Consider the following 19,603-nt stretch of genomic DNA (forward strand, 5'->3'; position numbering starts at 1 on the left):
GAATGGGATTTTAGCTTGTTAAACTTAAAGGAATATCAAATTTCATCTATTTATTGGTTTATTTAGCTAAAATTTCAAAATATTAAGAAAAGGACTATAATGCCACAAGCATCAGCCAAGCATATACTAGTGAATACAGAAAAACTAGCAAAAAAGATAAAAAAAGAGATAATTGCAAAAGATATCACATTTGAGAAAGCTGCAAAGAGATTTTCAAAATGTTCATCAGGAAAAAGAGGTGGAAATTTAGGAACTTTTAAAAAAGGTGATATGGTAAGAGAGTTTGATAATGTAATTTTTGCAAAAGATGTACAAATTAATAGAGTACTAGGACCTGTGAAAACTGAGTTTGGTTTTCATTTAATTGAAGTTTTAACGGTTTACAAATAAATATTACATCTTGAAGTCTTGTTCTTCAAGTTTATCTAATGTAGTAGTCTTATACATTTCTCTAAGAGATTCTCTTGGTTTATAACATTGATCATGTAAAACACATTTGTTTTTATTATCACAACGACCAATACCTAAGACACACTTAGTATCATCTTCTAAGTCTTTAAAGGTTTCAAGTATATCATGTATACTAATTTCATTTGAAGGCTTTGCAAGTTCATAGCCCCCTTCTCTACCTCGAATAGAGTTTACAAAATTTGATTTAACCAACTCACACATGATTTTTGTTAAAAACTTATATGGAATAACTAAGATATCAGATAGTTCTTTTGCACTATATAATCTATCTTTTCCATGTTTAGCGATATAACTCAATACTCGTATTGCATATTGTGTAGTAGTATGAAATTGCATTAAACTTCCTTTTTGTAAAAAACATTTTACATGAAAAATAATTAAATAAATATGATAATTAACATTTTTTAATTACTTCTAATACAATTCTACTCTTTTTGACTTAAATTCTACAAATAAGTAGAATTTAACCTCATTTTAAATACTACCTTAAGGTGGAATTAAAAAAACAATCGCTACTATTCGAATATACTACTTCAAGGTAGTATTTTAAAATGTAAAATTACTACCTTGAGGTAGAATTAAAAAATTAAGGAGTTAGAATGACTGATAGAATTACAAAAAACACTGCACGAAATATCTATTTTGGTGGAAGCCTTTTTGCAATATTAGTTTTTGCGGGACTAACATTTGACACTGTTCAAAAATTTCCTGAACTTACAAATGAAGACAAAATCACACACTCTGTTGCACGTGGTAAAAATCTTTGGGAAGTAAATAACTGTGTTGGCTGTCATACGATTATGGGTGAAGGAGCATATTATGCACCTGAATTAGCAAATGCGTTTGACAGACTTGGTGGAGGAAACCAAGACGCTTTTAGAACATATATGAAATCATGGATGGCTGCACAACCATTAGATGCACCAAATAGAAGAAAAATGCCACAATTTAATCTAAGTGATAAAGAAGTTGATGATTTATCAAACTTTTTAATCTGGACATCAAAGATTGATGATAATGAATGGCCACCAAATATAGAAGGATAAACAAATGAAATACACTTCACAAATGGTAGCAAAGCCATATTTTATTTTTGCACTAGTTCTTCTAGCCGGAGAAATTCTTTTTGGATTAATCTTAGGATTCCAATATATCAATGGTGATTTCTTATTTCCATTAATTCCATTTAATGTTGCAAGAATGGTACATACTAACTTGCTTATTGTATTAATACTATTTGCATTTATGGGTGCTGCATACTATTTAGTTCCAGAAGAATCAGAACGTGAACTTTGGAGTCCTAAGTTAGCAATTATTACATTCTGGGTATTTGCAGTAGCAGGAGTTGCTACTATCTTGGGATATTTATTAGTTCCTTATGCAACATTAGCTGAGATTACTTACAATAACATATTGCCAACCATGGGTAGAGAGTTCTTAGAACAACCTACTATTACTAAAATAGGTATTGTAATTGTTGTTTTATCATTTATTTTAAATATTGCAATGACTGTATTTAAAGGTAGAAGAACAGTAATTACAGTTGTTTTAGTAACTGGATTATTTGGAATGGCATTCTTTTTCTTATTTGCATTCTACTTACCAGAAAACCTTGCAGTTGATAAATTCTTCTGGTGGTTTGTAATTCACTTATGGGTTGAAGGTGTTTGGGAACTGATTTTGGGTGCTATTCTTTCATTCGTACTTATTAAAGTAACAGGTGTTGATAGAGAGCACATTGATAAATGGTTATATTTAATTATTGCTATGACATTAGTATCTGGAATTGTTGGAACAGGACATCACTTCTTTTATATAGGAACTCCTGATTATTGGTTATGGATTGGATCTATTGCCTCAGCCGTTGAACCATTACCCTTCTTCTTAATGGTTATGTATGCTTTCTCTATGGAGAAACAAAGAAGAGTTGATCATGAAAATAAAATTGCCTTAACATGGGCAAAAGGTACAGCAGTTATCGCGTTCTTAGGAGCTGGTGTTTGGGGATTCCTACATACTTTAGCACCAGTTAACTACTATACACATGGAACACAGTTAACAGCAGCACATGGTCACTTAGCATTCTTTGGTGCTTATATCATGATTATGTTTTGTATTATCTCTTATGCAATGCCTATTATGAGAGGTAGATTAAAAGGGAATTGTGAAAAAGCACAGAAAGTTGAAAGAGTTGGTTTCTGGTTAATGGTACTTGGAATGCTTGGAGTTACTCTAGCATTAACAGTAGCTGGAACATGGCAAATTATCTTACAAAGATGGCCAGATTCAGGCGACGCATTAAGCTTTATGGCAACACAAGCAGAGATTATTCCAGTATACGTATTTAGATTAGGATTTGGCCTTATGACATTTACGGGATTATTAGTATATTTATACAGCTTCTTTGTAAAAGAACCTGTAACAGCGAAATAGTAAAGGTTTAACATGGAAGAGCATATCGGTAAAGTTTGGGATAAGTACATCAGTAAAAAAGCCACTAAAAACTATGATGAACAAAAAGTATATTTCCAAGATTTAAAAAAAAGTTTAAAAATTTTCTATCATCTTCTAGGAGGTGATAAAGCAAAAGATATCCTAATTACCGATAAGCGTCCAATATTTAAACATAGAACTCTTATAGAAAAAATATCAGGAGCAGGTAAAAACTTCTTTCTTCCTTGGCAAGACGAAAAAGCACTTTATTTACCTGCCTCATTATCTTGTTTTTCAAAAAAACAAGATAATGAAATGTTATATTTTTGGTTAGTTGCAATGATGAGTAAACCTACAGTTACTCAAAATAATCTAATCATTCAAAATATAAAAAATACAAATGAATTACTAAATACATACGAAGGGTTTAATAGTTTTTATGAAAGATGTTCAAAGGAACTATTTCAAACCCATGAAGAGTTGTCATTTATTAAGTCTTTACATGAAGAAGATTTAAAAAATGAGTCAACAAATACTCAACCATTTTATATGTGGATATACCCTGCTTTAAAATCAGGGAAAGTTTTAGAAGATTTTGAAGATGAAGAAGAAGTGCAAGGAGGGAAAAAAGACCCTTCAAAAACGGAAACACTTCAAATGAAAAAACAAGTAAACAAAATGGATGATAAGAAAAAAACAGATGGTTTATTAATGTTTTTACCAGATGGGGTAATGAGTATACTAGAGCAAGTAAATGTGGATAGAAGTGAAGATGATAGTTTTGATGAAGATGCTTTATATAATGCGGAAGATTTAGATGAAATCACTCTAGGAACAAAAAAAGCAAATCTAAATGCCAGAATTAAAATGGATTTAGATATTTCATCAAATTCACAAGAAGAGTATCCAATAGGAAAAGGTTTTTTCTTAGACGAATGGGATTATCAAAAAAATGCCTATTTAGAAAACTATGTAAAAATCAAACCAATTATTACAACAAATATAGAACCAATAGAAATACCAAAAAGATTAAATAAAATAGTAAAAAAAGTTCAAAATGAACTAGATTTAATGGAATTAGACAGAATCAAAAAAACAAATCTTCCTTATGGAGATGAAATAAATATTGATTCATGGATTGATTATAAGGGCCATGAGAATAAAGAAGGCCATAATCAAAAGTTTTTTGAGAGTTTTGAGAAAAAAACTAGAGATATGAGTACTTTGATTTTAGCTGATATTTCACTATCAACTGAGGCTGGTATTACGTCTGAGATTAGAGTAATTGATATGGTAAAAGATGCTTTATTGGTATTTCCAGAAGCACTTGAGAGATTACAAGATAGGTTTGCTATTTATGCCTTTTCATCTTTGAAGAATACAAATGTAAGATTTCATATTATCAAAAACTTCAAAGAAAAATACTCTGATTTAATCAGAGGAAGAATTGATGCAATAAAACCAGGGTATTACACAAGATTGGGTTCAGCTATTAGAGAATCAACTAAGATTTTAGAAAAACAAAAAACATCTAATAAACTATTACTAATTTTAAGTGATGGAAAACCAAATGATGTTGATAGATACGATGGAAGATATGGTATTGAAGATACAAAAAAAGCAATTTTAGAAGCAAAGAAAAAAGGAATAACTCCTTTTTGTGTAACTATTGATTTAGAAGCGAAAGATTATTTAACACACCTATTTGGTAAAAATGGTTTTGTAGTTATAAGAGATACAAAAAAACTACCAAAAGTTTTACCAGAAATATATATGAATTTAACAAAGTAATAAAAGGACTAATATGACAAATAATACATACTATTTAGAACAACAAAACGAATCAGAACTTTTTGAAGCAGCAGCAAATATGAACCTACCAATACTAATCAAAGGGCCAACAGGATGTGGAAAAACTAGATTTATTGAATCAATGGGTGAAAAACTAGATAGAAAAGTTTATACAGTTGTTTGTCATGATGACTTATCTGCTGCTGATTTATTAGGTCGTCACTTAATTGGTGAAAATGGTACATATTGGCAAGATGGACCTTTGACTAAAGCTGTAAGAGAAGGTGGTATCTGTTATTTAGATGAGATAATCGAAGCTAGAAAAGATACAACTGTTGTATTACATTCACTTGCAGATTATAGAAGGGTTTTACCAATTGATCGAACTGGGGAATTAATAGAAGCTCATCCTGATTTTATGCTTGTAGTTTCATATAATCCAGGGTACCAAAATGTCTTAAAAGGAATGAAACCAAGTACAAAACAAAGGTTTATATCACTTAGTTTTGATTACCCAGAAGCTTCTATAGAAAAAGAGATTATTATTAAAGAAAGTGGTATTGATGAAGAAACTGCTTTAAAACTTGTAAGAATTGCAAGTGAAATTAGACAATTAACAGATAGTGATATTCAAGAAGCCGTATCAACTAGACTATTAGTATACGCAGCAAAACTTATGGCAAAAGGTTTTGATAAATACCAAGCTTGTATGCACTCAATAGTTCAATCACTAAGTGATGAAGAAGAGGTTTTAGAAGTTTTAGAAAAATTAGTGAAGTTACACTTTACAAAATAAATTATAAAAATAAAAAGGATAAATTATGTCAACAGGAATTTTTTATACAACAAGTACAGGAAATGGTGATGAGATTGCAGAAAAAATTGCTTCTGCTTTAGGTGATATTGAAGTATATAATTTAGCAAATACAGATATTGATAAAATCAATGAATTTGATAAAGTAATCATAGGTACTTCTACATGGGGTGATGGTGAATTAAATGATGATTTTGATGACTTATGGGATAAGTTTAAAGACATAGATTTTTCAAATAAAACAGTAGCCTTATTTGGATTAGGTGATCAAGAAGGTTATGAAGATACTTTTTGTGATGCTCTAGGAGAAATTTATACACAAGTTAAAAGTAAAGGTGCAAATATTATAGGTTCTACTTCAACTACTACCTATGAATATGAAGAATCAAAAGCAGCGATTGATGGAGAGTTTGTGGGATTAATTCTTGATGAAGATAATCAAGATGATTTAACAGATGAGAGAATCCAAGCATGGGCAGAGCAAATTAAAGATTCTATTCTATAGACTCTTTAAGGCTTTTTTCTTGGGTAAAAGTAGTTTTTAAAAAATCATTATAAAATGTTTCATCCCAAGAAGAAGCACCCTTTAAACAAATATCTAAATATTTAGGAATAGGAACTAATGAAGTATCATAAAACTCATCTTTTCCTAAATAGATATATACCTCATCTATTTTTTCATTTAAAGCTTGATATTTAAAATTAAGACTATCAAGTGATACTTTAACTCTATTGTATCCAGCTTCTCTATAGTCTAGAACTTCTAAATCTTTCTCTTTTATATTTGGTACTAAAATTGTATTACAAAAACTATTTTTATCTTTAATTACTGTTAGTACTGCTTTATTTGAACCAAGATAAATAGGACGTTGAGATTTTTGAGAGAACTCTCTTCTAAACCCTTTTAATACAACAGGAGTGCAAGAACTTATATCAACACCCTCACCTATTAATTCATCTTTATTAATCAAACTTCCATAAACTAATATTGCAATATTTTTCATAATTAAACCTATCTATCATTTGGTTTTAGTCTTAGTATTCTACCAGTATCAGTAGACACGTAAATATATCCCTCATCATCTTCAATTACGTTTCTAATTCTCTCGTAAATTTCTTTTAATAATCTCTCTTCTTTTATTGTTTCATTTTTATCATTTAGAATAATTCTGTTTAGATGAGTTAATCGTAAAGCTCCTGAAAAGATATTTCCTTCCCACTCCTTGAAAAGTTTCCCTGAATAAACAAGAATAGAACTTGGAGCAATTGAAGGAATATAATATTTAATTGGTTGTTCCATTCCTACTTTTGCAACACCCTCCCCTATAGATAAAGGCGCCCAATACTCCTTACCATAAGAGATTACTGGCCAACCATAGTTTTTTCCACTTTCAATTATATTTATTTCATCCCCACCTCTTGGACCATGTTCAATTGACCAAAGTTTTTTTGTTTTCTTATCAAAAAACATACCTTGAGGATTTCTATGTCCATAAGAGTAAATTTCATCTAAAACTTTATCATCATTTACAAAAGGGTTATCAAAAGGAATTGAACCATCCATATTCAATCTTATTATTGTTCCTGCATGATTTGTAAGATCTTGTGAATTAGCTCGAATACCCCTATCTCCAATTGAGAAAAACACATGATTATTATCATCAAAAGCAATTCTACTTCCATAATGTACTTTATTCTCTGTAGAGGATTTTGATACTAATAAATCTTGCCACGATACTAATGAGTTTTTAACTAGTTTTGCTCGAGAGAGTGTAGTTGAGCCTTTTTTATTATCTTTTTTTACATAAGTAAAATATATCCATTTATCAATTTTATAATTTGGTGATAATTTAACATCTAAAAGTCCAGCTTGTCCCGTATAGAAAACTTCTGGTGCATTTTTAATAAAAGTTTTTTTTCGTGTAAATAAATCTAATAATAAAATTTGACCATCTTTTTGAGTTACAAGAAGTTTATCTTTTTGTAAAAATGCCATTCCCCAAGGAATACCCAAATCTAAGGACATTTGATCAATAAGATAACTCTTTTTATTCCCATAAGAGAAGGTAAGAGAAAACAATAAAACAATAAAAAATATCTTTTTTAGAGAGTTCATAACAAACCTTTTATTATTGATATATGATTTTATCACTTTTTTAGTAAATTTATATGATTTTTTATACAAAAAATAGTCAATTGATGTTTATCAATGATATTATTCTTATATTTTTATATATTTACAAAAAATCTAAAAAGGATATATCATTACTTTTACATTTATACATCTAATTCATTTTTTCGCCGTATTCATCTATGGAGGATTCTTATTTGTAGATAACTTATTTTTATCAAAAATGTCACAAACTTTAAATGATGAAGAATCTGCAAAAGCTAGAGAAGCTATTATGATGCACGTAAGAAAAGTAGTACCTTGGGCATTACTAGTTGCAGTTGCTTCAGGAATTTATTTAATTGGTAAAGTATTTGGACCAATTGCAGAAGATGGTTTTAGTAACTTTCAAATTATGTTAAGTATCAAAGCATTTTTTGGTTTATGGTTAGGTGTTAGAGGCTTTAATCAAAAGTTTTTCAAAATCAACCCTTTCTTATTTAAAGGACACTCTTTTCCTTTTGCTTGTGTAATTTTCATCATCTTTATCTCTCAAATCATGTACCTTTAAGGTCAATCTTAATTTAAGCTAAATTTAAATTTTAGCTTAAATTATAAGGTCAATTATTATTTAAGATTCGTTATATTTATAAAAAGAGCATCATTCCTCATTTAACTATTAGGAGGGAAAAGTCATGAACTCTGTAATATATACAAATCTTTCTGATTTTCATAAATCAGGACATATTAAAAAAAGCAACTACTTAAAACTATACAAAGAATCAATCAATAATCCAGAAAACTTTTGGGATACTATGGGAAAAAGAATTGATTGGATAAAACCCTATACAAAAATAAAAGACGTCTCCTTCAACAAAGAAGACCTTCATATTAAATGGTATGAAGATGGATACTTAAATGCAAGTGTAAATTGTATAGATAGACACCTTCCACATATGGCAAATGAAACAGCTTTAATTTATGAAGCTGATAATCCTAATACTTCAAATAATATTACTTATCAAGAACTTTATAATCATGTATGTAAATATGCAAATATTTTAAAAGCCCGAGGGGTAAGAAAAGGCTCTAGGGTTACTATATATATGCCAATGATTCCAGAAGCTGTTTATTCTATGCTTGCTTGTGCAAGAATTGGTGCTGTTCATTCTGTTGTATTTGGAGGTTTTTCTCCAGATGCTTTAAGTGGCAGAATTATTGATTGTGATAGCCATGTAGTAATTACAGCAGACCAAGGTATAAGAGGAGGACATACAATCCCCCTAAAACAAAATGTAGATGAAGCTTTAGAAAAAGAAGGCGTATCAGTAAATACAGTATTAGTAATTCGTCATACCAATGAAGAAGTACATATGCAAAAAGGCAGAGATATTTGGTGTGATGAAGAAGCCAAAAAATATCCAGCTATTTGTGAACCTGAAATTATGAATGCGGAAGACCCACTTTTTATACTTTATACTTCTGGTTCAACTGGAAAACCAAAAGGTGTATTACATACAACTGGTGGATATATAGTATATGCTAGTTTAACTCATGAAACTATTTTTAATTATAAAAAAGGTGATATTTATTGGTGTACAGCAGATGTTGGATGGGTAACGGGACATAGTTATATTGTATATGGTCCCCTAGCAAATGGAGCTACTACTGTGATATTTGAGGGAGTTCCTACATATCCTGATGCTTCAAGATTTTGGCAAGTTTGTGAAAAACACAAAGTAAATATCTTTTATACAGCACCAACTGCCCTACGTGCTTTAATGCAAGCAGGAGATGAGTTTGTTAAAGAAGCTGATTTATCATCTCTTAAAACTTTAGGAACTGTAGGTGAGCCTATAAACCCAAAAGTATGGCAATGGTATTTTGATGTTGTAGGAAAAGGAAAATGTCCTATTGTTGATACATGGTGGCAGACAGAAACTGGGGGAATCATGATTAGTCCAATTGCAGGTGCTACGACTTTAAAAGCAGGTTCAGCAACACTACCATTTTTTGGAGTACTACCTGAACTTGTAGATGAAAAAGGAAATGTTTTAAAAGGTGAAAATAAAGGATACCTTTGTATCAAAGATTCATGGCCTGGACAAATGCGTAGTGTTTATGGAGACCATCAAAGATTTATAGATACTTATTTCTCTGATTACGAAGGTAAGTACTTTACAGGTGATGGCTGTAGAAGAGATGAAGATGGTTATTATTGGATAACTGGTCGTGTAGATGATGTAATAAATGTATCAGGACACAGAATAGGAACAGCAGAAGTTGAAAGTGCCTTAGTATCTAATAAATATGTTGCAGAATCAGCAGTTGTTGGATTTCCACATGATATAAAAGGTCAAGGTATTTATGCTTATGTAACTTTAATGAGTGGTGTTGAAGATAATGAAGAGTTAAAAGAGGAGCTTAAACTTTGGGTAAAACATGAAATTGGTTCAATTGCAAGTCCAGATCATATTCATTTTACGCCATCCTTACCTAAAACAAGGTCAGGTAAAATCATGAGAAGAATTCTTCGTAAGATTGCAAACTGTGATTATACGGAACTAGGTGATATTTCAACACTTGCAGACCCAAGTGTAGTTGATAATATTATAAAAAATCAAAAGAATTGTTTAGAGAATAAAAATTAGTTTTACTCTCTAAATATCTTTATTTTTAAGAAGTCCAGTCTTTTAAATATTTTGAGCTACTAGTATCTACTTTATCATTACCTACATTAGTAATAATTTCAATATTTAGTTTCTCACAAATTTCCCATTCAGCAATAGTAGATTTATCATATCTATCTCCACCTTTTGTGAAGAAATGGGGTTTTATTCTCTCCAAGGCTTTTATAACACTTGAATCATTTTCTATTTCAAAAGGAATAACATAATCAACATTTTTAATTGATGATACAATAGAGCATCTCTCCTTTAAATTCATAAAAGGTTTCCCTTTTTTTGATTTTAAAAAACTATCTCCATTTACAATAACAACTAATGTTTCTGCATATTTTTTAGATTCTTGAAAACATGAAATATGACCAGAATGAATGGGGTCAAAACCTCCTGAAGTACAAACAATTGAAACTAAATCTTTTTTGATTTTATCAAACTCTTCAAATGACACTATTTGTGCTAGTTTTTCCATCTATATATTTTTCCCTAAAACTTACACATAAATTGAATCATCATCAAAATGTTCAGTTGATACTTCAAATATTTCTGATTTTTCAGCAATACCAGTAAATTGATGTTTTAAACCTTTTGGTATTTCTAAAACATCTCCCTTATTCATTTCGAACTTTTTTTCTAAGCCATCACTATCAATTAGTTTTATTAGAATTTTTCCTTCTTGTATATAAAAAGTTTCATCTTTTAATTTATGATAATGTAAAGATGAGCTTTTATTAGATTCTACTACAAGTATTTTTCCACAATATTTATCAGAATTATGAATCCAAATTTCATGTCCCCATTTTTTTTCTTTAAATTTAATAGGTTTACTTACCTTCATCAACTTCTTCATCAACTTCATTATCTAACTCATCAAAAAGTTTATCTACAGAAGCTTTATAATCTTCATATGTTTTATGAGGCATTTCACCTTTTTTTACTTCTTCTTCAAATCTCTCTTCTGTCATATATACTCTTGGTATCATTTTATTTCCTTATCTTTATTTTTTTGGGCAATCCATTGAGACATGTATTTTGTACTTGCCATACTATGATGTCTTAGCATTGAGCCCATAAAGTTTTCAACTCTATGTTCTTTCCTATTCTCTTCTAATTCTTTTATTTTTAAAATTAGATTTTCTCCTAAAATTGTAGCATTATATTTAGAAGATAGAAGAGTATCACAATTATCTTTTGATTTATTCCATAAATCTTCATTTTTATATAATTCTACTGCTTTTGAAGCAAATTCTTCCATATCATCACTAATAAAGCCAGGCCATGATTCATTTGTATACATACCTTCACTTCCTACACTTGTGGTAATACTAGGAGTTTTTGTAATCATTGCATCTAATAATTTACCTTTTATTCCAGCCCCAAATCTAATAGGAGCTAAACAAAGTTTTGAATTTTCCATTACCTCAAAAGCGTCTTCTGCCCAGCCTTTTATTAAAAATCCTGTTTTTGGATTATTAAGTGCAGTAGCTTTTGGTGGTGGGTATGAACCATAAATATGAAGTTGGGCTTTTGGAAGTTCTTTTCTAATTAAAGGCCATATTTTTTGTAAATATAAAACTACATCCCAATTAGGAGCATGACGGAAATTTCCAATAGTCATAAAGTGTTCTCTTTGCTCAAAAGATTTTCTTTTAATCTCACATCTTTTTAAATCAACCATAAAAGGTAAATGATGAAGTAAACTCTCATCTATTTTAAAAGTCTCTTTTAATAAATTCATCTCAAAAGAAGAGATTATTAGAGATAAATCACATCTTAAAATCGCTGATATTTCTCTTTTTGCTAAATCACTTGTAAATAAATCAGCTTTAGTCATTTCCCTATTTGCTTTAAGCGCTTGATGCCTTGCATTTCTAAGACATTGTAAATCTTCTGTATCTAATAATTTTAGAGCATTAGGACAGTTTTTTTCAACTCTCCAACCAAATTGCTCTTCCATCATAAATCTATCAAACATTACAATATCAGGATTTAATTCTTTTATATATTCATCAAAACTATCACAATTTAATTCAATACTTTTTGAGCTAATTCCCTCTGCTTCTAAATCAATCATATGATCACTAAGAGCACAAGGAGTAGAAAACTCTACACTATATCCATTGGCTAAAAATAGCCTCATAATAGACATCATATGAGTTCCAGCAGCTGATGAGTTTGGTTCAGGCCAAACATATCCAATAACTAATACTTTTTTCATTTAACACTTTCTTTTATTTCATTTACTATATTTAAAGAACAATTATCAATATAATTCATATATTTTTTTAATGCTTCATTTGAATAGTTCTGTGATTTAGGATTCATAAATCCATGATTATATTCTGATATAGATACAGATATAAAATCTTTTTTATCTAAAACTTTTTTTACCTCAACAGTATTAAAACTATCTTCTTTTTTTGCAAATATAATATCACAAGAAAAAGAAGGAGTAAGTTCTAGATGCTTTCTTATTTGTGAGGGATAAAAACAAATAGCTTTTTTTATTTTCAGATTTTCTGCACAAATTCTCCAAGCAACACTAGCCCCTATACTAAATCCGATTATCATATCTACTTGATTAACTAAACAATAACTTTTTACTAATTCATAATACCTTTCATGTCCACAACTTGAAATAAAAATATCATAAGCTTCTCTTTCATTCTCAAAAGCATATTCTTCTAAATAAGCATCTAATATTTTTACATCATATTTACTGCAAAGCTCTTTTATTAAAAGCTCTGGTAAATACTTTTTTCCAAAGATGTCACAAAGAATTAAAACTTTTATGCTTCTATCCATTTTCTTACTTGTTTGCTAAGCTCTTCTGGAACTTCTAATGAAACATTGTGGCTCGTTCCTTCTCTTGAAACTACTTTCATATTATGTTTTGTAGATAGTAGTTTTACTAAAGCTTCTTTGTTTAATAATCTATCATTTGTACTATAATAAAAATAAATTGGTAAGTCTAGATTCACTAAGTCTTCAAATAAATCTATTCTATTAAATGTAGAAGTCAACTGAGATATAAACGTCTCTTTTCCTAGATCAATAAACATATCTTGAACTATTTTAATTAACTCTTCATCATCTTTTTTTTCTACTAAAGATTTTGCTTTTTCATAAGTAAGTCCATTAAAACCATCTTTTTCTATAACTGCAAATTTCTCTTTTCTTCTCTCAATTTCAGCTTCATTTGAAGCCCCTGGAGTAGCTGCTAACATGAAAAGTTTATTTACTCTATTTGGATAAGTAACAGCAAAATATGAAGCAATATAACCACCAAGAGAAAATCCTAAAAGATTTACTTTTTCTTCAGGAAAAAGGTTAAATAAGATATCAATAATTTCATCAAAATCTTGTGTATGAGGAATAGGAACATGAACTAGTTCATAATCATCTTCTAATAATGGTATTACTCTACTCCAAAGTCTTTCATCGGTCATAAGACCCGGAATTAAATATATTTTTTCTTTCATCTATTTTTGCCTAAATGTTATTTACAAATGTTTTATCAAAACTTTGGTTAAAAACTTATATATTTTTCTCTTTTTTAACTATTGTATATACATGTCGTTGAGGATACTGGTCTAATTCTAAGTGCATAATTTTAAGAGAATTATCTATTAGAGTTTTTATATTTTCATTTATTCCTATAGAACTATAATAAAAAGTATCATCATGCCAAGATGAAACATGTTCTCCAATATCATCACCAAAAGTATAAATTAAGATTCCATCTTCTTCTAATAGATTTGATAGTTTATTTATTACATTTTTATGCGCACCTAGTGGCAAATGAAACAAACTATCCCAAGCAACAATTAAATCAAATCTTTCATCACTTTGCCAAGTACAAATATCAGCATTTTCAAAACTAACATTTTCATGACTTTGTTTTGCTAAATCAAGCATAGAAACAGATACATCAATACCTTTGATTTCAAAGTTTGAATTTAATAATTCATTTATAACTCTACCACCTACCCCACAACCAACATCTAAAGCTTTTTTCTTATTCTTTGTAAAACTTATAGCTTGTTTTATTTGTCTTAGACCATAATCAGACTCTTTTAAATCTTTTTGATATATATCCGATATTTTATTATATTTTTGTGCTGTTTCTATAGGAGTCAAAGTTTTTCCTTTTTTGTGTATTATTTATTTTCTATATTATCTAGCTATTTTACAGAATTATGCATGTTTTTTATAGAAATCATTATTAATAAACTTTCAACAACATGATACAATTACAAATATTATAATAGGTATAAAAATGAATGAAAAAATAATAAGAGAAGTTAATAAATTAATTAAAAAAGATGGCTTATATGATACTCATATTAAAGGTATAAAACTTTATAAATCAACAAATCATGAAAATACTCCATATATTTATGATGATTGGATATCTTTTGTTCTTCAAAATAAAAAGATAGTAAAACTAAATGAAAAAGTATTTGAATACAATTCAAATAATTACATGGTTTCTTCATCTACTCTACCTTGTCAATGTGAAACTTTTGCATCAGAAGAAAAACCTTTTATTGCTATGATATTTTCTCTAGATTCAAAGATAATGCATGAAATAATTGAACTTTTACCTGAAAAGGAAGAAGAAACAATAAAAGAGTGCCAAAGAGGGGCATTTCTTGATATTGTTACTCCAAAAATTGAAGATTTAGTTTATAGATTAGTTACTATTTTAAATTCAGAAGAAGAATCAAAAATTCTAGGACCATCAATATTAAAAGAGTTATACTATAGAGTAGCAAAAGGTGAGCATTCTGCTGTTTTATATAGACTTTTTAAGCAATCATCAAATGAAGCAAAAATAGCAAGAGCCCTAAAAAAAATACATACAAATTATGCAGATGAATTATGTATCCCTAATATGGCGAGAATTGAAGAGATGAGTACATCTTCTTTTCATAATCATTTCAAAAAAATTACAGAACATACTCCTTTTCAATACATAAAAAAAATTAGACTCTCAAAAGCCAAAGATTTAATAAGTAAAGAGAATTTAAATGTAAACGAAGTAGCTCAAAAAGTAGGATATGATAGTATTCCTCAATTCAGTAGAGAATTTAAAAAGTACTTTGGATACCCTCCAAAAGAAGCAAAAATATCTTTTGAAGAGTATAGTCTTTCATAGATAAATTATAAAGCTTTTATATGAGCTTTATATTTTAAAATATCATTTTCAATATCTGGATCTTTAACTACATTGTAACAAGAAAATGAAGGTAATATTTCAGAACCACAAAACTTATAATTAGTTGTAATAGAGATAAAAGCATCATCTACACTTTTTCCTTCATATAATACTTGTTTATCGTCATTAAAAGACTCTGCAGGTGCATTCCAAGTAAGAGAAAGCATGAATTTTTTCCCTTGCATTTTACCACCTGTACCATATTGCTTTGAAGGATCTGTTCTACTTCTACCATCATCAAGAATTAATTTTTCTTGAGATAAGGCATTTGTAAAAATATCATCAATATATTTTTTGTGTGTCCAAGGAGTAGAAAACCAATAAACTGGGGCTTGTGTAATTATAATATCAGCCCAAACATGTTTTTCTATTTCTTCATTAATATCATAACCATTGTCTAATACTGTAGTTTTAACAGTATAACCTTTTGATTCAAATTCATCTTTTGCTATATCAACTAAAGTAGTATTTAATTTTCCTTCTGAGTAATCTTTATAAAATTGATGTGCATTAATAATTAGTATATTTTTCATAAGTGTCCTTTTAATTAGATGGAAAGATTATATATCTTTCCTCTAATTTAAGGAATGCATATTTGTATAAGTTTATTGCGTAATTCTATAAATTAGTTTTCAAAGTTTTTATTTATATATTCGAACATTATTTTAAATTATTGGCAAGTGTATCCACCATCAACAGGTACCATTGCACCAGTCATAAAACTATTTTCTTCTGACAATAAATAACAAGCTACATTTGCAATTTCTTCTGGTTGAGCTATTCTTTTAATAGGTTGAGCTTCTTCTAGAAGTATTTTTATCTCATCATTTTCCATACCAGTTAATGATTTGAATTTCTCAACTGCTTTATCTAATAATGGAGTATCAATAGTTCCTGGGCAAATACAATTTACTTTGATATTAAAGTCTGCATAATCAATTGCTGTACTTTTTGTAAGTTGAGCGATTGCTCCTTTTGTAAGCCCATAAGCTGAACTTTTTCCTTTTCCTACAAAAGATTGATCAGAACCCATAAGTAAGATATTTCCTTTATTTTGTTTTTTCATAATAGGAATAATCTCTTTTAATACAAAATATACACCTTTGATATTAACCGAAAGTACTTTTTCAAACTCGTCAATACTTGTTTCTTCAATATTTGCAAAAAGATGAATACCTGCATTTGCAAATAATAAATCAATTTTTCCCTCTATTTCAAGGATCTTTGCAACTGCATTTTTTACTTGCTCATAATCACTAACATCACATTTGATAAAAGTACTATTAGAATCTTGTGTTTGAACAACGTCTAAGTTATAAACTTTTGCCTTTTCGTTATTTAGTTTTAAAATTGTTTCTTTACCAATTCCTGTAGAACCACCTGTAACAACGGCAATTTTGTTTATAAATCTCATATCTTCTCCTAATAGCAATATCATTTAAATGATTATTTTTTAGGAAATATTATATTGTTTTAATATTAAAATTGTATTTGAAAATGCATATTTTATAAACCATTTACAATATTTATTGGTCTTAATCCATCAATTACTCTTTTTGCATTTAAAGCAGTTTTTTCTCTCATTTCATAAAAGGCTGTATCACTAAAATAAGCTGTGTGAGGATTTATAATAACTCTACCATCTAACCATTTTTCGTTGTTTCTCCATGCATTTATAAGCAAAGACTCTTTTGGTGGTTCAAAAGGTAAAACATCAAAAGCTACACTATTTAAATAGCCACTTTTTAAAGGCTCATAAAAAATATCTATATCTTTTACAATTTTACCACGGGCAGTGTTTACAAGGGAACTTCCCTCTTTCATTCTATTAATAAAAGATTCATCAATCATATCTTTTGTCTCTTCAGTCAAAGGACAATTAATAGATAAAATATCTGTTATTTCTAATAAATCATTTAGTTTTTCTACTCTTTTTGAACTTAACTGTTTCTCATAACCATAAGCTAAATATGGATCATAAAAATAAGTATCAAATTTCAAAGCATTTGCTTTTAAAAGTACACTTCCACCAATTCTTCCAGCTCCTATTACTCCTACCTTATATTCATTATTTCTTTTTATTATTTTATTTGTATTTTCTTGCCAAGTATTAAAATAGTTTTTAGCTAAAGTATCATAAGTATTAATACCTCTAGCAATATTCATAATCATTGCAATTGCAGTATCACTTACCTCATCCGTACCATAATCAGGAGTATTACAAACAAAAATTCCATTCTCTTTAGCATATTCTAAATCTACATTATCATAGCCTGCTCCATATCTTATAATAGCTTTTAGGTTTGGAAACTTATAGATATACTCTTTGTTTGCTATGGTATTCCAAAGCAAAATAACTTCGATATCTTTGTTAGCAGCTTCACTTAAAGACTCTTTTAAAATATCAAATTCAATATCTGGGTTTTCTATATAATCTGAAATAAGAACAGTATTCATAACATATCCTTTTAACACTATCTTTATATAGCTTATAACTAAAAGCATTAAGTATCAATTAGACAAATAGTTCATTTATGATAAAATTATTTAAAATTTTCAAGCTAGGAATAAATATGAAAGCTTATAAAAGACTTGTTGAAAAATATGAAAGAATACATCATTTATCACATATGCAGTCAATAGTATATTGGGATCAACAAGCCATGATGCCAAGTGGTTCAAATGATGCAAGATCAAAAGCAATGGCAGAATTTGGTGTGATTTTACATGAAGCCTCTATAGATAAAGAGATAGGATTATTATTGGATGATGCTTTATGGGAAGAGTTAAACGACTTAGAAAAAGCCTCACTGAAAGAGATGAAAAGAGAATATACTCAAAATACAATCTTACCAAGTTCACTAGTTAAAGCCCAAAGTTTAGCCCACTCAAAATGTGGACACGAATGGGTTACACAAAGAGGTGAAAATGACTGGAAAGGATTTTTACCAAATCTAGAAGAAGTTGTAAAACTAGCAAAAGAAGAAGCAACTATTAGATCTGATGTTAGTGGATTAAGTGCTTATGATTCATTATTAGATTTATATGAACCAGGAATGAGAAGTGAAACTTTAAATATAATTTTTACAGATGTTAAAACTTGGTTACCAGAACTTATTCAAAATATTATTGAAAAACAAAAATCAGAAAGCTATATCAAACCTCAAGGTTTATTTGATATAAATGCCCAAAAAGATTTAGGTATAAAAGTAATGAAACACCTAGGTTTTGATTTTAATAGAGGTCGTACTGATATTTCAGCTCACCCATTTTGTGGGGGAGTTGCTGAAGATGTAAGAATTACAACAAGATATGATGAAAAAGATTTTATTCAAGCATTAATGGGAACTGTTCATGAAACAGGTCATGCTTCATATGAACAAGGTTTACCTCAAGATTTATTAGGACTTCCAGTAGCACAAGCACGTTCTATGGGAATACATGAAAGTCAAAGTCTATTTTTTGAAATGCAAATGGGTAGAAGTTCAGAATTCTTAAAGTCAATTCAACCTTATATCTCTGATGCTTTTGGAAAAGATAAAGCCTTTGAACTTGAAAACCTAATCAAAATTTATTCAAGAGTAAACACTTCAAAAATCAGAGTAGATGCAGATGAAGTAACTTACGCTTCTCATGTAATCTTACGATATGAAATTGAAAGTGCTCTAATAAATGGAGAGATAAGTGCCTCAGATATTCCAGATATTTGGAATGAAAAAATGAAAGATGCTTTAGGTCTAGATTTAAGAGGGGATTATAAAAATGGTTGTATGCAAGATGTTCATTGGACAGAAGGTCTTATTGGATATTTCCCTTCTTATACTTTAGGAGCAATGTATGCGGCACAGCAATTTGATAGTGTAAGAAAAGCTCACACAAATATAAATGACTCAATCTCAAATGGAGATTTAACTCAAGTGAAATCATGGTTAAAAGAGAATATTTGGAATAAAGCAAGTATTTACTCTACTGATGAGTTAATAAAACAAGCAACGGGAGAGTCTTTAAATCCTAAACACTTCAAAGCTCACCTAGAAAATAGATATTTAAAAAATTAAAAATATAAGGAAGAGACTCTTCCT

At 29.0% G+C, this 19,603-nt stretch carries 23 protein-coding genes; 10 read left to right on the plus strand and 13 right to left on the minus strand.

Annotated features, from left to right (window positions below):
• The first annotated feature begins 81 nt into the window (after positions 1 to 81).
• Positions 82 to 390, plus strand: a complete 309-nt coding sequence (locus ALEK_RS11250; RefSeq protein WP_228146257.1) for a peptidylprolyl isomerase — start codon at positions 82 to 84, stop codon at positions 388 to 390.
• A 3-nt stretch (positions 391 to 393) separates the two neighbouring features.
• Here ALEK_RS11250 and ALEK_RS11255 read toward each other — a convergent pair whose 3' ends face one another.
• Positions 394 to 807 (minus strand): RrF2 family transcriptional regulator, encoded by a 414-nt coding sequence (locus ALEK_RS11255; RefSeq protein WP_071625072.1) that lies wholly within the window; start codon positions 805 to 807, stop codon positions 394 to 396.
• A gap of 263 nt (positions 808 to 1,070) precedes the next feature.
• Here ALEK_RS11255 and ALEK_RS11260 point away from each other — a divergent pair, with 263 nt between their 5' ends.
• Genes ALEK_RS11260 through ALEK_RS11280 form a run of 5 tightly spaced genes read left to right on the plus strand, consistent with a single transcriptional unit; the run spans position 1,071 to position 6,014 of the window.
• Positions 1,071 to 1,517: a c-type cytochrome gene (locus ALEK_RS11260; RefSeq protein ID WP_071625071.1), complete on the plus strand. Its 447-nt coding sequence runs from the start codon at positions 1,071 to 1,073 to the stop codon at positions 1,515 to 1,517.
• Between the two features lie 4 nt (positions 1,518 to 1,521).
• A complete protein-coding gene (locus ALEK_RS11265) occupies positions 1,522 to 2,904 on the plus strand; it encodes a cbb3-type cytochrome c oxidase subunit I (protein ID WP_071625070.1) in 1,383 nt (460 codons plus the stop codon).
• 12 nt (positions 2,905 to 2,916) lie between these two features.
• Complete coding sequence (locus ALEK_RS11270) at positions 2,917 to 4,695, plus strand: nitric oxide reductase activation protein NorD (RefSeq protein WP_071625069.1); 1,779 nt, start codon at positions 2,917 to 2,919, stop codon at positions 4,693 to 4,695.
• A 13-nt stretch (positions 4,696 to 4,708) separates the two neighbouring features.
• Positions 4,709 to 5,491: a CbbQ/NirQ/NorQ/GpvN family protein gene (locus ALEK_RS11275; RefSeq protein ID WP_071625068.1), complete on the plus strand. Its 783-nt coding sequence runs from the start codon at positions 4,709 to 4,711 to the stop codon at positions 5,489 to 5,491.
• Between the two features lie 25 nt (positions 5,492 to 5,516).
• Positions 5,517 to 6,014: a flavodoxin gene (locus tag ALEK_RS11280; protein WP_071625067.1), complete on the plus strand. Its 498-nt coding sequence runs from the start codon at positions 5,517 to 5,519 to the stop codon at positions 6,012 to 6,014.
• On the opposite strand, the gene ALEK_RS11285 is transcribed toward ALEK_RS11280, so the two are convergent.
• The gene (locus ALEK_RS11285; protein ID WP_071625066.1) at positions 6,004 to 6,513 is read right to left on the minus strand and encodes a gamma-glutamylcyclotransferase family protein; all 510 of its coding nucleotides are present in this window, start codon (positions 6,511 to 6,513) and stop codon (positions 6,004 to 6,006) included. The genes ALEK_RS11280 and ALEK_RS11285 overlap by 11 nt on opposite strands.
• 8 nt (positions 6,514 to 6,521) lie before the next feature.
• Positions 6,522 to 7,625, minus strand: a complete 1,104-nt coding sequence (locus ALEK_RS11290; protein ID WP_071625065.1) for a PQQ-dependent sugar dehydrogenase — start codon at positions 7,623 to 7,625, stop codon at positions 6,522 to 6,524.
• Between the two features lie 238 nt (positions 7,626 to 7,863).
• Between ALEK_RS11290 and ALEK_RS11295 the strand changes: the two genes are divergently transcribed.
• On the plus strand, positions 7,864 to 8,190 hold the full coding sequence (locus ALEK_RS11295) for a hypothetical protein (protein ID WP_071625064.1): 327 nt from the start codon (positions 7,864 to 7,866) through the stop codon (positions 8,188 to 8,190).
• A 124-nt stretch (positions 8,191 to 8,314) separates the two neighbouring features.
• The gene (acs, locus tag ALEK_RS11300) at positions 8,315 to 10,270 is read left to right on the plus strand and encodes an acetate--CoA ligase (RefSeq protein WP_071625063.1); all 1,956 of its coding nucleotides are present in this window, start codon (positions 8,315 to 8,317) and stop codon (positions 10,268 to 10,270) included.
• Positions 10,271 to 10,295: 25 nt separating this feature from the next.
• Here acs and ALEK_RS11305 read toward each other — a convergent pair whose 3' ends face one another.
• From ALEK_RS11305 to ALEK_RS11335, 7 genes are read right to left on the minus strand one after another with little or no spacing between them, the layout of a single operon-like run.
• Complete coding sequence (locus ALEK_RS11305; protein WP_083574536.1) at positions 10,296 to 10,772, minus strand: adenylyltransferase/cytidyltransferase family protein; 477 nt, start codon at positions 10,770 to 10,772, stop codon at positions 10,296 to 10,298.
• Positions 10,773 to 10,793: 21 nt separating this feature from the next.
• Complete coding sequence (locus ALEK_RS11310) at positions 10,794 to 11,150, minus strand: cupin domain-containing protein (protein WP_071625062.1); 357 nt, start codon at positions 11,148 to 11,150, stop codon at positions 10,794 to 10,796.
• Entirely contained in the window at positions 11,125 to 11,283 is a 159-nt protein-coding gene (locus ALEK_RS11315) for a hypothetical protein (protein ID WP_164072405.1), read from the minus strand. Before ALEK_RS11315 ends, ALEK_RS11310 begins: the two co-directional genes overlap by 26 nt.
• Positions 11,280 to 12,518: a glycosyltransferase family 4 protein gene (locus ALEK_RS11320; RefSeq protein ID WP_071625061.1), complete on the minus strand. Its 1,239-nt coding sequence runs from the start codon at positions 12,516 to 12,518 to the stop codon at positions 11,280 to 11,282. The genes ALEK_RS11315 and ALEK_RS11320 overlap by 4 nt, the downstream gene beginning before the upstream one ends.
• Entirely contained in the window at positions 12,515 to 13,105 is a 591-nt protein-coding gene (locus tag ALEK_RS11325; RefSeq protein WP_071625060.1) for a dienelactone hydrolase family protein, read from the minus strand. The genes ALEK_RS11320 and ALEK_RS11325 overlap by 4 nt, the downstream gene beginning before the upstream one ends.
• Positions 13,090 to 13,782, minus strand: a complete 693-nt coding sequence (locus ALEK_RS11330; protein ID WP_071625059.1) for an alpha/beta fold hydrolase — start codon at positions 13,780 to 13,782, stop codon at positions 13,090 to 13,092. The genes ALEK_RS11325 and ALEK_RS11330 overlap by 16 nt, the downstream gene beginning before the upstream one ends.
• A 55-nt stretch (positions 13,783 to 13,837) precedes the next feature.
• Positions 13,838 to 14,440, minus strand: coding sequence for a class I SAM-dependent methyltransferase (locus ALEK_RS11335; RefSeq protein ID WP_071625058.1), 603 nt, complete (start codon positions 14,438 to 14,440; stop codon positions 13,838 to 13,840).
• A gap of 139 nt (positions 14,441 to 14,579) precedes the next feature.
• Here ALEK_RS11335 and ALEK_RS11340 point away from each other — a divergent pair, with 139 nt between their 5' ends.
• Positions 14,580 to 15,461, plus strand: a complete 882-nt coding sequence (locus tag ALEK_RS11340) for an AraC family transcriptional regulator (RefSeq protein ID WP_071625057.1) — start codon at positions 14,580 to 14,582, stop codon at positions 15,459 to 15,461.
• Between the two features lie 5 nt (positions 15,462 to 15,466).
• On the opposite strand, the gene ALEK_RS11345 is transcribed toward ALEK_RS11340, so the two are convergent.
• The 3 genes from ALEK_RS11345 to ALEK_RS11355 all read right to left on the minus strand — a co-directional run bounded on the left by ALEK_RS11345 (position 15,467) and on the right by ALEK_RS11355 (position 17,978).
• Positions 15,467 to 16,054 (minus strand): NAD(P)H-dependent oxidoreductase, encoded by a 588-nt coding sequence (locus ALEK_RS11345; RefSeq protein WP_071625056.1) that lies wholly within the window; start codon positions 16,052 to 16,054, stop codon positions 15,467 to 15,469.
• A gap of 137 nt (positions 16,055 to 16,191) precedes the next feature.
• Positions 16,192 to 16,935, minus strand: a complete 744-nt coding sequence (locus ALEK_RS11350) for an SDR family NAD(P)-dependent oxidoreductase (protein WP_071625055.1) — start codon at positions 16,933 to 16,935, stop codon at positions 16,192 to 16,194.
• Positions 16,936 to 17,027: 92 nt separating this feature from the next.
• Positions 17,028 to 17,978, minus strand: a complete 951-nt coding sequence (locus tag ALEK_RS11355) for an NAD(P)-dependent oxidoreductase (RefSeq protein ID WP_071625054.1) — start codon at positions 17,976 to 17,978, stop codon at positions 17,028 to 17,030.
• 116 nt (positions 17,979 to 18,094) lie between these two features.
• Here ALEK_RS11355 and ALEK_RS11360 point away from each other — a divergent pair, with 116 nt between their 5' ends.
• Entirely contained in the window at positions 18,095 to 19,579 is a 1,485-nt protein-coding gene (locus ALEK_RS11360) for a carboxypeptidase M32 (protein ID WP_071625053.1), read from the plus strand.
• The last annotated feature ends 24 nt before the right edge of the window (positions 19,580 to 19,603 follow it).

This window comes from Poseidonibacter lekithochrous (assembly GCF_013283835.1).
In the GTDB taxonomy this organism is placed as follows: Bacteria; Campylobacterota; Campylobacteria; order Campylobacterales; family Arcobacteraceae; genus Poseidonibacter; species Poseidonibacter lekithochrous.